This window comes from Zunongwangia mangrovi (assembly GCF_900112105.1).
Lineage (GTDB): Bacteria > Bacteroidota > Bacteroidia > Flavobacteriales > Flavobacteriaceae > Zunongwangia > Zunongwangia mangrovi.
This window is the reverse complement of the sequence record NZ_FOKV01000001.1, coordinates 1379189-1392578: the sequence shown is the minus strand read 5'-3', so window position 1 is coordinate 1392578 and position 13390 is coordinate 1379189. Positions and strand designations below refer to the sequence as shown.

The following is a 13390-nucleotide window of genomic DNA, read 5'->3' as shown; positions in this document are numbered from 1 at the left end:
AAATGTAGCCGAGAAATCTAAACTTTGGGGAATCCAAGATTTCTCCATTCCGCTTCGATCCACCTGCCTGCCGACGAGGCAGGATCAAATGACATGAAAAAACACTGATTAAAACACCAAAAGAAGTTGGTAAAAATAACTCCATTTAAAGCGGTACGACCACAGCGAGCACGAGCGGGACTTGTAGCTTCCAGACCTTATGGTGAGTACAACGAGGCCGAAATGCGCGCACGACTGGATTATAATCCGTATTCTTTTCTTCATATTTTAAATCCGGCGTATAAATTTCAGCATACGATAAGCGGAACGCAGAAATTTCAGCTGATTAAGAATCGTTATCTTGAATTTAAGGAGGAAGACACCTTTATTCAGGATGAAAATCCATGTTTTTACGTGTACAAAATGGAAACGCGTGATCTTTCCTGCTGCGGAATTATCGCTGCTGCCAGTGCTGAAGATTACAAAAATGGGATTATTCGTAAACATGAAGAAACCATTGCCAGCCGCGAGGTTATGTTCAAAGAATATGTAAAAACGGTAGGTTTTAATACTGAACCGGTTTTACTTACTTATGAAAACCAGCCTGAAATTCAGCAAATCTTAGAAAAAATAATGCGTCAAAATCCCGAATATGAGTTTGCAACTCGCCAACGGGAAACGCATTATTTATGGAAAGTAGATGATAAAGCAGAAATTGAAGAAATTCAGCAATTCTTCGGAAAAATGGAAAGCATTTATATCGCTGACGGGCATCATCGTTGTGCTTCGTCTTTTCTTCTTTCTAAAGAATCGGCTGAAAATAACGAAAATCACACCGGCAAAGAGTCTTACAATCATTTTCTAAGCTATTTTATTCCTGAAGAGCATCTAAAGATCTATCAATTTCGCCGTTTGGTTACCGATCTAAATGGACATTCTAAAGAAGATTTTTTAATAATGCTTGATGAACATTTCAGGATCGAAAATCGAAGTTTAGATGCGCACACGCCTGAAGAAAAGCATCAGTTTAAAATGTATCTGGACGGTGAATTTTATTCCTTGTTTTTGCGTAAAACAAGCATGAATTTTACCGATACGCTTAGTCAGCTTGATAGCCAGATCTTATACGAGCGTGTTTTGGCGCCAATTTTAGGCATCAAAGATTTACGCAAGGATAAACGAATCGGTTATATTCCGGGTAAAAAAGATATTCTGGAAATGAAGAAAATGGTCGATATTGGCGAGTTTGCCGTTGGATTTGGAATGATGCCGGTTTCGGTTTCAGAAATAAAAAAGATTGCAGACGAAGGTTTAACGATGCCACCAAAAAGCACCTATATCGAACCTAAATTAAGAAGCGGACTTACCATTTACGAGTTTTAAGCAGGAATACCTTATTTGATTCTATTAATTATTATCTTGCAGTAGTTAACGAAGAACCTACTTAACCGAAGAAATAACGTAGAATGAGTATTGCTGAAAATATCAAAAAATATACTGAAGAACTTCCTGATACCGTAGATCTTGTAGCGATAAGCAAAACCAAGCCCAATGAAGATATTATGGAGGCCTATGAAGTGGGACAGCGCATTTTTGGAGAAAATAAGATCCAGGAAATGACCGATAAGTGGGAAGCTTTACCCAAAGATATCGAATGGCATATGGTTGGTCACGTGCAAAGAAATAAGGTAAAATACATGGCGCCTTATGTTGGCCTGATTCATGCTGTTGATAGTCTAAAACTTTTAAAAGAAGTGAATAAACAGGCAAAGAAACATGATCGAGTGATTAGATGTTTGCTTCAGATAAAAATTGCTGAAGAAGATTCTAAATTCGGTATTTCTGCCGGTGAAGCTGAAGAAATTTTACAATCTGCCGATTATAATGCATTCGAAAATGTAGCTGTTGTAGGTTTAATGGGAATGGCAACAAACACCGAGAATGATGATAAAGTTGCTGAAGAGTTTGATTACCTGCATTCTGTTTTTAAAGATTTCAGAGTAAAATATCCAGCGATTAAAGAGCTTTCGATGGGAATGAGTGGTGACTATAAGATCGCTGTAAAACATGGAAGCACCATGGTAAGAATAGGAAGTTCGATCTTTGGAGCTCGTAATTACAATTAAATAACCTAGTGGCAAGTCCATAAGGTTTTATAATAAAAGAAAATTAATAGAATCGAGGAAATCCTCGGAGAATAAACCCCTAATGAGGGATTAAAAAAGAAAGAAGAGTTTTTGTACGCAATTTTAGACATAGAAACTACCGGTGGCAAGTATAATGAGGAAGGAATAACCGAAATTGCTATTTACAAATTTGACGGGGAAAAGGTGGTCGATCAATTTATTAGTTTGATCAATCCAGAACGTCCTATACAACCTTTTGTGGTTGGTCTTACAGGAATTAATAACGAAATGTTGCGTAATGCGCCTAAATTTTATGAGGTTGCCAAACGAATCGTAGAGATCACAGAAGATTGTATTATTGTTGCCCATAATGCTAAATTTGATTACCGAATTTTAAGAACTGAATTTAAACGTCTTGGTTTTGAATTTCAGCGAAAATCTTTATGCACGGTAGAACTTTCTAAAAAGCTAATTCCAGATATGCCATCTTACAGTTTAGGAAAACTGGTAAGAGCTTTGGGAATTCCGTTAAGTGATCGTCACCGTGCTAATGGTGATGCACAGGCAACAGTAAAACTGTTTAAAATGTTATTGGCAAAAGATACCAAAAAAGACATTTTAAAGGACAACGTTAGGCAGGAACCAAAACGACAACTAGACAGCAAACTGGTTTATATTCTGGACGACTTACCGGCCATAATCGGTATTTATTATTTGCACGACGAGGATGGCGAGATCATTTATATTGGTAAGAGCAAGAATATTAAAAAGCGTATCAATCAGCATTTTACGAACGATAACGCTAAGGCGAGGGAGATGCAAAAAGAAGTTTCCTCGGTTTCGTACGAATCTACGGGAAATGAACTTATCGCTCTACTTAGGGAAAACCAGGAAATAAAAAATAATAAGCCTAAGTATAATAGAGCCTTAAAAAAACATATATTTACCCACGGTCTTTATCACTACACCGATAAAGATGGATATATCAATTTTAAAATAAGCAAAGCCAGATCTACAAGAAACTGCATTACAACATTTAGCAGTTTACGTTCAGCAAAAAATACGTTGAGTAAATGGATCGAAGAATACGAGCTTTGCGCAAGGATTTCTGGCGAGCATCCAGGCTCGGGTACCTGTTTTAATTACACCATAAAAAGCTGCTACGGCGCCTGTCTTGGTGAAGAAAGTCCTGAAGATTATAATGCAAGAGTAATGCAGCTTATAGAAAAATATTCGTATGCCAACCAAAATATGCTGGTAATAGACCGCGGTCGTGATGTGGACGAAAAAAGCGCATTATTAATTGAAGACGGAAATTTTAAAGGCGTAGGTTATTATAATCTAAATCATCAGATTAACAACTTAGATATTATAAAATCTATCATCACCCCTATGACGAATGATAGAGATGCCCAACATATCATCCAAAGCTACTTAAGACGTAACAAGAAGCTTAAAATCGTTCAATTTCAGTAAATGAATAAATTATTAGTGCCGCTTTTGCTTGTTTTTAGCTTAAGCATTTTCGCTCAGGAAGAAGATCATCAATTCAACCAGCAAAACTTTAATGTTGGTAGCAGTAAAGTAACCAAAGAAGAGCTTTACGCAAACACTTATTTACCAGACACCACCGCTAATGCCTTTTATATTTTTGAAAGTGGTTATAGCGAGATCGAAGATGGTCGTGATTTTCATCTTTTCACCAATTACGAAGCTAAGATCAAAATCTTAAATAAAGATGGTTACGGGGAGGCTAATATCACTATTCCACTTTATAAAGGTGGCAATGTTCCAGAAAAGATCCATGATCTTAAAGCCACGACTTATTACTTAGATGGTTCCACAATTCGTTCCAGAGTTTTATCTGAAAGTAAAATATTTACTGAAGAAAAAGGCAAATATGAATACGTGAAATTCACTTTTCCAGATGTACAACCTGGCGCCGTTTTAGTGTATTCTTATCGATTTGAATCACCGTACATATTTAATTTTCACACCTGGTGGTTTCAGGAGGACATCCCGAAAGCATTTAGCCGGTACGAAACCGAAATTCCTGCAAATTACAATTATAATATCGTAAAAATGGGAGAATTGGAGCTAGATCAAAATGATGCCGATATTAAGAAAAACTGTTTTTACGGCGGGCAATCCCAAAACGCAGGTGATTGTATCACTACCATTTATGCGATGAAGGAGATCCCAGCCTTTATCGAGGAAGATTATCTTACTTCTAAATACAACTATATTTCCAGGATAGAATATGAGTTGACTCAAGTTACCATGTTAGATGGTTACGAGCGCAAGTACACCAAAGAATGGAAAGATGTAGATCGTGAGTTTAAAACAGATAAAGGAATAGGTAAACAGTTAAAAAAAGACCGATTAGTAAAAGAATTACTGCCTGAAGAAATCGCAAACCAGGATAACGATCTTGATAAGGCCAAGGCCATTTACAGCTTTGTAAGAGAAAATTATAAATGGAATGGGAACTATCGAATCTTTGATGATATGAATATCAAAGACCTTATCGAAGATCATACTGGTAATGTGTCTTCTGTAAACATTCTTCTTCATAATTTTTATAATAACGAAGGTTTTAAAGTTTACCCGGTAATTAGTGCAACCAGAAGTGCTGGATTTCCAAAGAAGATCATTCCGGTACTTTCAGATTTTAATTATTTGTTTGTGCTACTCGAGATTGATGGGAAAGAATATATGCTAGATGCTACAGACGAATTTGTAGAATTTGGACAACTTCCTTTCCGTGCTCTTAATCAATACGGAAGAAAGCTAGATTTTGATACCGAAAGTAGTTGGATAGATATCACTCCTGAAGGCTTTTCTAAAATAGCATACCGCGACAGCCTTATAGTTGAAGAGGACGGTACCTCTATTTTGAAATCTAATCAAACATTTGGTGGTTATCATGCTTCTAGCGCCCGAAAAAAGATAAGAGAAGCTTCTGAAGACGAACAGATCTTAAAAGGTCTAAATGATATTCGAGACTCTTACGAGTTGATTAGCCTAGATTATGAGAACGAGAAAAATACCAGCGAAGAATTATCTGTAGATTATGAGATAAAAAATATCTCTCAGAAAATTAATGACAGGATCTATCTTAATCCTTTCACATTTGTATTCTGGAAAGAAAATCCTTTTAAACTGGAAGAAAGAAAATACCCTATCGATTTTGGTTTTAAGGATGTTTATAGCTCCAGTATTTTAGTAGAGACCCCAGAAAACTACGAAATCGTAGAACTTCCTGAACAGAAAATGTTCTCTTTACCTAATGGCGCTGCTAAAATTCAGTTTATCACTCAAAAGGCAGACGATCATCATCTTTACGTGCGTTTACGAGTTATCTTTTCTGAAGCCATGTATAATTCTGGATACTATCCATATTTAAAAGAATTTATGGATAAGCTGGTAAATATCCAAAATCAATCTGTAATTGTATTAAAAGAAAAAATAGATAACTTAGCGGAAAATTAAGAAGGCTTGAAAACAAAAGATGACAGACCCCAGTGGAAAAAGCGGCTTTACGACATTATTTACGAAGCCGATACTCCCATGGGAAAGTTATTTGACATCGTTCTTCTTGTTCTTATCGTAATTAGTGTTATACTGGTGATGCTAGAAAGTATCACTCATCTTCATGTTGAATATTACTGGGAATTTTTTATTGCTGAATGGATAATCACTATCTTTTTTACGATCGAATACATTGCCAGAATTTTAGTTATAAAACGACCTAAAAGCTATATTTTTAGTTTTTACGGCATCGTAGATCTTCTCTCTACCCTACCAAGTTATCTTGGATTCTTTATGGGAGGTAAAAACCTGTTCTTCGCTATTAGAGCACTTAGATTATTGAGAGTTTTTAGGGTTTTAAAGATCACTCGTTATGTTGGTGAATCTAATAAACTGGCCATTGCCCTTAAAAATAGTAAAGCTAAGATCCTGGTATTTCTTTTTGCTGTTTTTATCATATGTATCATTACAGGTACACTTATGCATCTCATCGAAGGTGAAGCCGGAGGTTTCGATAATATTCCTATTAGTATTTACTGGTGTATTGTAACGCTTACCACTGTAGGTTTTGGAGACATTGCACCAATTACTCCGCTTGGTCGCTTATTGGCATCACTATTAATGATCGTAGGATACGGAATTATCGCCGTTCCAACAGGAATAGTAGGAGCAGAATATAGTAGAGCTACAGACGAAAGTTTGGCAAACAATACCCAGGTTTGCCCTCATTGTAATGAAGGAAAACATTTAGACGATGCCGAATTTTGCCATAACTGCGGAAATAAACTAAATGAATAACAAAATACTTATAAGTGTTGTAGGACCTACTGCCATAGGTAAAACAGCATTAGGAATCCATATCGCTAATTATTTTGATACTGAAATAATTTCAGCAGATTCTCGCCAGTTCTTTAAAGAAATGTGTATTGGTACCGCCGTTCCTTCGCCTAAAGAATTAGCGACTGCAAAGCATCATTTTATTCAGCATATATCGATAGAAGATCAATATTCGGTTGGTGATTTCGAGAAAGAGGCTATGGCCAAAATCCATGAGCTCTTCCAGAATCACAATGTTCTCGTTATGGTTGGCGGCAGCGGATTATATGTAAAAAGTATTACTGAAGGCCTAGACGATTTTCCTGAAATTAAACCTGAAATTCGACAAAATCTGAATGAATTATTGGAAAAAGATGGCCTACAAAAACTACAAGAGAAACTAAAGAATCTGGATCCTGAATATTTCTCGAAAGCAGATATAGAAAACCCTCACCGAGTGATTAGAGCACTCGAAATCTGTTTGGGAACCGGTAAAACATATTCTTCCTTTTTAAATCAGAAAAAAAATAAGCGGAATTTCAACATTATCGAAATAGGTCTTACGGCAGATCGACAAGTTATTTACGATCGTATTAACTTAAGAGTAGATTTAATGATGCAGGCTGGCTTATTAGAAGAAGCCAAAAAACTTTATCCTAAAAAGCACTTAAACGCACTTAATACGGTAGGTTATAAAGAACTTTTCAGCTATTTAGATCACGAAATTGATCTGGATTTCGCTGTTTCAGAGATTAAAAAAAATACCCGCCGTTTTGCCAAAAGACAGCTTACCTGGTTCAGAAAAAATCAAAATATTCATTGGTTTGATTTCAAAACCAAACCTGAAAAGATAAATAAGTTTATTTCAGAAGAGATAAATAACCTAAATTAAATAGGGATTGAACTTATCCAAAATCAGTAAAGGTTATGGAATATCCTGCCCATTGTAGAGCAGCATATTCCTTCCTTTGAAACTGAAAATTGCTATTTATTGTTGTTGTTTTTGCTTAAGCTTTTTCTTCTTCCTTGTTTTTCACAACAAGTCTAAATCCTTCACCGTGGATGTTCAAGATTTCTACGTTTTCGTCCTTTTTAAGATACTTACGTAGTTTGGCGATATAAACGTCCATACTTCTAGAGGTAAAATAGTTATCATCTCTCCAAATTTTGGTTAGTGCTAACTCTCTAGGCATTAGATCATTTTCATGCAGCGCTAATAAACGTAATAATTCGTTTTCTTTAGGAGAAAGCTTTTGTGGCTCCTCTTCTCCAAAAGTTAAGAATCTAAGTTTAGAATTTAGGTGGAAATCACCAATTTCGAATTCAAATTGCTTACTATCGGCAACACTATCTGTAGCTTTACGCTGCATGATGGCCTTAATTTTCATAAGCAATACTTCACTATCAAAAGGCTTATTAAGGTAATCATCTGCTCCTACTTTATAACCTTTTAATACATCTTCTTTCATTGCCTTAGCAGTTAAGAAGATAATTGGAATTTCTTCATTCTTTTCGCGAATTTCTTTCGCTAATGTAAATCCGTCTTTGTAAGGCATCATCACATCAAGAATACAAAGATCGAAATCATCTTTTTTGAATTTTTCGAATCCTTCCATTCCGTTTTTGGCATGAGTTACCTCGTACTCATTCATCGCAAGGTAATCCTTAAGAACCGTTCCAAAGTTTGGATCGTCTTCTACTAGTAAAATTTTCTTGTTTTCAGTTTCCATATATTAAGATATTAGTGGTAATTTAATTATAAAGGTACTTCCTTTTCCTTTTTCACTGTTAACGGTGATCTGCCCATGATGATCGTCTAAGATCTGCTTTACGTAGGCCAATCCTAAACCATGACCTTTTACATTATGAATATCACCGGTATGTTCTCTATAAAATTTTTCAAATATTTTTTTCTGAACGCCTCTGCTCATTCCTGCGCCCTGATCTCGAATTTTGACGATAATGTAATGCTTAACATTTTCAGTATAAATATCGATTCTAGGCTCTTCTTCACTGTATTTTATAGCGTTATCCAGAATATTCACGATAACATTTGTAAAATGATCTTCGTTTGCTAAGATTGAAGATTTTAAAGCTCCAAAATGAGTCTGAATGTAACCTGCACGGTCTTCAACTATCAATTCTACATGCGTAATCGCATCTAAAATAATGTCATGCAATTGCAGGCGTTCTTTCTTTAAATCGAGTTCGTTTTTCTCTAATTTCGATATTCTTAGCACATTTTCTACCTGCGCGTGCATTCTTTTATTTTCATCTCTAATCATCTGTAGATACCTAAGCACTTTAGATTGATCTGAAATGATCTTTGGATTCTTGATCGAGTCCAAAGCAAGATTTATAGTCGCAATTGGAGTCTTAAATTCGTGCGTCATATTATTAATAAAATCGGTCTTTATCTGCGAGATTTGACGCTGTCTTATTAACTGAGACAAGGCACTAGAATACGCAATTACAATAATCAATGTAAAAACGATAGACAATACGGCCATTAATGTAACCGAAGATAACACTACACCTTTTTTGCCTTTAAAATTTACCAGTAGCTGGTAATTGCTGTTTCCTGCTCGATCCACAAAAAGTGGAACGCCGTAAGTGGAAGGGTGAGAAACATCAAAATTATCTGAATGTATTCCCGTTTCTATTGAATTTTCAACCGAGTTGCTATATACCGCATACTCAAACTTGGTATCAAGATCACGACTTGCTAATTCTCTTTTTAGCAAATTTTCTATGGTCTTTTCTGAAACTCGTTTTCTTAAAGGTTGTCTTGCAGCCGCTTCAGAAATCACATCTCGTAAAATTTCTTTTTCGTAATCTTCTAAACGCATTACCCTTTCCATGATATCTGAAGCAGATTGGGCAGAACCCGAATCTTCTCCTCTATCTTTTACAATTTGGGTAACCTTACGGTTAATCAGTTTTTTGATCTGAATGCTATCGCTTTGCTGTTCGGCTCCTAGAAAGTCTGATGAAATTTTATAATCTGCTTCCTGTATGGTTCCAAAATTAAAAACATCTTCATTCTTAAACTCATCCCTTGTAGCGATCAAATACTCGGTTAGGGTTATTCGATCGATTTTTTGTTCAGAGTTTTGTAATTGAGATTCGTATTCAAAAATATATCGTTCAAATTCACTATTCTGAATTTGTTCAGAAACCTCAATTAATACCTGTTTAGCGTTATAAGAAAACTGCTCCTCCCTGTCTTCAACTGTGCTCTTAATCCAGTAGCCCTGCACGAAAATTATTCCAATAAGGGACAAACTCATTAAGACAACGAGTAGTACAAACAACTTCTTATTCATGCTCCCAAAAGTAATATTTTAACATTTAGAGCATAACCGGTTTAACCAAATGTTAACAGAGAAATTAGGAATTTTTAGCCGACTTTAAGATAATCTCGTTTAAATGTACAACCTGTCTCTTAGAATCTTCAATTTCTTCATTTTTTATGACGAAATCTGCAAGTTTTATCTTCTTTTCATCGCTCCATTGGTTATTTATTCGAGCCTCGATTTGCTCTCGGGTAGTATCATCGCGTTTTAACACTCGTTCAATTCGTGTCTCTTTAGGTGCTGTTACCAAAATACTAAAATCAAAATTCTCGTGAGATCCCTTTTCAAACAAGATCGCAGCCTCGTAAACAATATAAGCTGAAGATTGATTAGATAGCCAATTCTTAAAATGATCTGCAACTGCGGGATGAATAATGGAATTCAGTTTCTCAAGCAGTTCTTTATCATTAAACACTTTTGAAGCGATAAATGGTCTATTTGGCTTGCCATCTTTATAAGATTCTTCCCCAAGAAATTCAACGATCTTTTTGCGAATTTCAGCTGATGTTTCCATCAATTCTTTACCAGCTTCATCTGCAATATACACCGGTACTCCTATCTCTTTAAACATTTTAGAAATAGTTGTCTTCCCACTACCAATACCTCCGGTAAGTCCTACTTTCAGCATTTAGATTATCGTTTTATAATGAATTGTATTTTACGCTCGTTCAATCGAACATTATTTACAAATCTCGGTTTTTCGCTAACCTGCGCCAGCATATAGTCTACACCTTCCTGAATTTCATTAAAATCACAAACCACTTTAAACTGATCTGCTTTTACAAATTCGTAATTCTTCAAATTCACCTGAAAATAGAGCATTACCTTCTTAGGAAAAATAGTAAGATTAGTTCCTCTGGGCAAATTGATCACCTCTACCGGAATTTCAACATTCCCCTCGGTAAACTTTGCGACCTTTTGGCTATAATCTACAGTATTACGGTAAAAGTTTAACATCCCCAAATTCGCCGTATCAATAGCTACTGTCCCAGCTATATCTTTACTAATATTGCTAGCGCTAATTAAGGTGGTAGAAAGACTGCTTAACGTATCAATTATATTCTCTGGCCCACTAACAGTAACGCTATCTGGTTGTAATTCTACCTGATTTACTGCTGAAAAACCTACATCGTAGTTCAGACTTGTTTTGGGCGAAATAAGCACTCGTTTTTCTTTTCGAGGCTGAAAATCGATAACCAAAGAGTCTTTTAAAAAATTAGCATTATCGAAGTCTATATTCAATTGATTTTCGATCGAATTTCTATTATCCTGAATATCGTACACCAACTGCGAACCAACTTCTTCAGTATTGCTTAGGTCGATGGTTAATTCTGGCTTAAAAAATCGGTATTTCCAGATTAATAAAAATCCTTTAGCATCAAGATTGAAACGCAACGTTTTTGGAGTATCCTGCAAACTTTTATCTAAAGGCGTATTTACATAGGTAAGAGGAATTTCGACCGTGCGATTATACTCTTTAGAAAGCTGTACCAAAACCCAGATTATGGCAGAAAATATCAGGAAAAAACCAAACACCTGTACGTTGGCTTTTTTAATTTTCTTACCTCCTATGTTACCGTAACTACGCATCTTTAAAAAATAATCCCGGATAAGCTTCTTCCGGATTTGCTTTTATAATTAACATCGACCAAGAGGATCTTAGAAATCCATAACCGTAACCAAAAAACTGAATTACCGTCGCCAGGATCGCTAAAAAACCTATCTTAAAACTCTTCGTTTTTAGGCTAGCAAGGAAAAACAAAACCGTAAAATATAAAACATATAATCCAAGCATCCACCAAACCCCTAAACGAATAGCCAGCACAGAAATTACAAATCCAACAATAAAGATCGAAGGAAACCAATAGGTGATCTTCGCGCTACCTTTATGCCACTTATTTAAAATAGGACGGGTAAGCCCAAATTTATGAACCTGATTATAAAATTTCTCCCAATCGATTCTTCTTTTATGAAAAACCACTGCTTTGGGAATTAAACAGGTCTTAAAATTCTGCTTTTCCAGACGCAACGAAAGATCTGGATCTTCGCCAGGATGTATACTTCCAAATCCTTCTGTAGCCAAAAAAGCTTCTTTAGAAAGCCCCATATTAAAACTACGTGGCTGAAATTTATTAACTGCTTTTTTCCCTCCTCTAATTCCGCCTGTAGTTAAAAAAGAAGTCATACTAAAATCGATCGCTTTTTGAATATCACTAAATGTTTTATGTGCACCATCTGGCCCACCAAAGCAATCGCAATAATTTTCGTTTAAGCCTTTATCTACCTGCTGAAGGTAATCTTCTGGCAGAATCACATCGCTATCTAAAATTAGAAAATAATTTCCTTTAGCACGCTGCATCCCAAAGTTTCGAGATTTTCCGGGACCCGAATTATCTTTAAAATAATAGCTAATATCCAGGTGGTCTTTAAACTCTTTTATAACTTCTTCTGAAGTTCGGCTAGAGCCATCTTCCACAATTACGACCTCAAAACCTCTATCGAATTTTAAAGCCGCCATACTTTGTAAGAGTTCCCGAGTCTCTTCAGGACGATTATATACAGGTACAATAAAGGAATATTCTCTATTCATTTTAAGAAAATAACAGCATGACTTTAACTGAAGTGAATTTAAAAAAGAAAAACTGAATTTACCTTAAATTAAGTTAAGCTTAACGATCTGCAAGCCACACTTTTTAAGAAGGTAAATTCAGTTTTAAAGTTCAGCAAAAACTATTTTTCGCCTTCCTTTTCAACAAAAGCTTCCATAACTTCCTGGCTAACGCCTACGTTAGAGAAACCTCCGTCGTGATATAAATTTTGTAAAGTAACTTTTTTAGTAAGATCAGAGAAAAGTGTGATCGTATAATCTGCACAATCCTGAGCTGTTGCATTTCCTAGAGGAGACATTTTATCTGCATAAGCGATAAATCCATCAAACCCTTTTACACCCTGCCCTGCAGTAGTTGGTGTTGGAGATTGAGAGATGGTATTCACTCTTACTTTTTTGTCTTTCCCAAAGAAATAACCAAAACTACGGGCTATACTTTCTAAATAAGCCTTATTATCGGCCATATCGTTGTAATCTGGGAATACACGTTGTGCCGCCATATACGAAAGCGCAACAATACTTCCCCACTCGCTCATAGCATCTTTTTGGTAAAGTGCCTGCATGGTTTTGTGGAAAGAAACAGCAGAAACATCCCATCCTTTTACTGTCCAATCGTAATTTTGATTGGTATAATGTTTTCCTTTTCTTACGTTAACAGACATCCCGATAGAATGAAGTACAAAATCGATCTTGCCTCCAAGGATTTCTGTAGCTTTATCTACAAGATTTTCTAAATCTTCAACTTTTGTAGCATCTGCAGGAACAATTTCAGCACCAATTTTCTCAGCTAAAGTTTTAATACTTCCCATTCTCATGGCGATCGGAGCGTTGGTAAGCACGATTTCAGCACCTTCTTCGTGTGCTTTCACAGCGGTTTTCCATGCAATAGAATTCTCGTCTAATGCCCCGAAAATGATTCCTTTTTTTCCTTTTAAAAGGTTATATGACATGTCGAAATTTGTTTTTAGATTCTT

General features: G+C 35.8%; 12 protein-coding genes. 6 read left to right on the top strand and 6 right to left on the bottom strand.

The genetic code is table 11. From position 1 onward, the window contains the following. Positions 1-126: 126 nt before the first annotated feature. The 6 genes from BM201_RS06075 (at position 127) to miaA (ending at position 7344) form a co-directional block, all read left to right on the top strand. Entirely contained in the window at positions 127-1362 is a 1236-nt protein-coding gene (locus BM201_RS06075; RefSeq protein WP_092540490.1) for a DUF1015 domain-containing protein, read from the top strand. 83 nt (positions 1363-1445) lie between these two features. Next, the gene (locus tag BM201_RS06070) at positions 1446-2105 is read left to right on the top strand and encodes a YggS family pyridoxal phosphate-dependent enzyme (protein WP_092540488.1); all 660 of its coding nucleotides are present in this window, start codon (positions 1446-1448) and stop codon (positions 2103-2105) included. A 111-nt stretch (positions 2106-2216) separates the two neighbouring features. Next, positions 2217-3581, top strand: coding sequence for an exonuclease domain-containing protein (locus BM201_RS06065; protein ID WP_092540486.1), 1365 nt, complete (start codon positions 2217-2219; stop codon positions 3579-3581). Then, positions 3582-5597: a transglutaminase family protein gene (locus tag BM201_RS06060; RefSeq protein WP_092540484.1), complete on the top strand. Its 2016-nt coding sequence runs from the start codon at positions 3582-3584 to the stop codon at positions 5595-5597. A gap of 6 nt (positions 5598-5603) precedes the next feature. Next, a complete protein-coding gene (locus BM201_RS06055; RefSeq protein WP_092540482.1) occupies positions 5604-6434 on the top strand; it encodes an ion transporter in 831 nt (276 codons plus the stop codon). Continuing rightward, on the top strand, positions 6427-7344 hold the full coding sequence (miaA, locus tag BM201_RS06050) for a tRNA (adenosine(37)-N6)-dimethylallyltransferase MiaA (RefSeq protein ID WP_092540480.1): 918 nt from the start codon (positions 6427-6429) through the stop codon (positions 7342-7344). Before BM201_RS06055 ends, miaA begins: the two co-directional genes overlap by 8 nt. 115 nt (positions 7345-7459) lie before the next feature. Here the strand turns inward: miaA and BM201_RS06045 are convergent, their stop codons facing one another. From BM201_RS06045 to BM201_RS06020, 6 genes are all read right to left on the bottom strand, one after another. Next, positions 7460-8182 (bottom strand): response regulator transcription factor, encoded by a 723-nt coding sequence (locus tag BM201_RS06045; protein ID WP_092540478.1) that lies wholly within the window; start codon positions 8180-8182, stop codon positions 7460-7462. A gap of 3 nt (positions 8183-8185) precedes the next feature. Continuing rightward, the gene (locus tag BM201_RS06040; protein WP_092540476.1) at positions 8186-9778 is read right to left on the bottom strand and encodes a sensor histidine kinase; all 1593 of its coding nucleotides are present in this window, start codon (positions 9776-9778) and stop codon (positions 8186-8188) included. Positions 9779-9842: 64 nt separating this feature from the next. Next, positions 9843-10436 carry a dephospho-CoA kinase gene (gene coaE, locus BM201_RS06035; RefSeq protein ID WP_092540474.1) on the bottom strand — a complete coding sequence of 198 codons (594 nt, stop codon included), beginning with the start codon at positions 10434-10436 and terminating at the stop codon, positions 9843-9845. 5 nt (positions 10437-10441) lie between these two features. Continuing rightward, positions 10442-11398, bottom strand: coding sequence for a CdaR family protein (locus tag BM201_RS06030; protein ID WP_092540472.1), 957 nt, complete (start codon positions 11396-11398; stop codon positions 10442-10444). Next, positions 11391-12398, bottom strand: a complete 1008-nt coding sequence (locus BM201_RS06025) for a glycosyltransferase family 2 protein (protein WP_092540470.1) — start codon at positions 12396-12398, stop codon at positions 11391-11393. The genes BM201_RS06030 and BM201_RS06025 overlap by 8 nt, the downstream gene beginning before the upstream one ends. 140 nt (positions 12399-12538) lie before the next feature. Further along, positions 12539-13366: an enoyl-ACP reductase FabI gene (locus BM201_RS06020; RefSeq protein WP_092540468.1), complete on the bottom strand. Its 828-nt coding sequence runs from the start codon at positions 13364-13366 to the stop codon at positions 12539-12541. Positions 13367-13390: the final 24 nt, after the last annotated feature.

What these genes read in the sequence shown, in the direction of transcription:
- miaA (WP_092540480.1), top strand. Translation starts at nt 6,427, where the DNA reads ATGAATAACAAAATACTTATAAGTGTTGTAGGACCTACTGCCATAGGT.
- BM201_RS06030 (WP_092540472.1), bottom strand. Translation starts at nt 11,398, where the DNA reads ATGCGTAGTTACGGTAACATAGGAGGTAAGAAAATTAAAAAAGCCAAC.
- BM201_RS06070 (WP_092540488.1), top strand. Translation starts at nt 1,446, where the DNA reads ATGAGTATTGCTGAAAATATCAAAAAATATACTGAAGAACTTCCTGAT.
- BM201_RS06025 (WP_092540470.1), bottom strand. Translation starts at nt 12,398, where the DNA reads ATGAATAGAGAATATTCCTTTATTGTACCTGTATATAATCGTCCTGAA.
- BM201_RS06020 (WP_092540468.1), bottom strand. Translation starts at nt 13,366, where the DNA reads ATGTCATATAACCTTTTAAAAGGAAAAAAAGGAATCATTTTCGGGGCA.
- BM201_RS06040 (WP_092540476.1), bottom strand. Translation starts at nt 9,778, where the DNA reads ATGAATAAGAAGTTGTTTGTACTACTCGTTGTCTTAATGAGTTTGTCC.
- BM201_RS06045 (WP_092540478.1), bottom strand. Translation starts at nt 8,182, where the DNA reads ATGGAAACTGAAAACAAGAAAATTTTACTAGTAGAAGACGATCCAAAC.
- coaE (WP_092540474.1), bottom strand. Translation starts at nt 10,436, where the DNA reads ATGCTGAAAGTAGGACTTACCGGAGGTATTGGTAGTGGGAAGACAACT.
- BM201_RS06060 (WP_092540484.1), top strand. Translation starts at nt 3,582, where the DNA reads ATGAATAAATTATTAGTGCCGCTTTTGCTTGTTTTTAGCTTAAGCATT.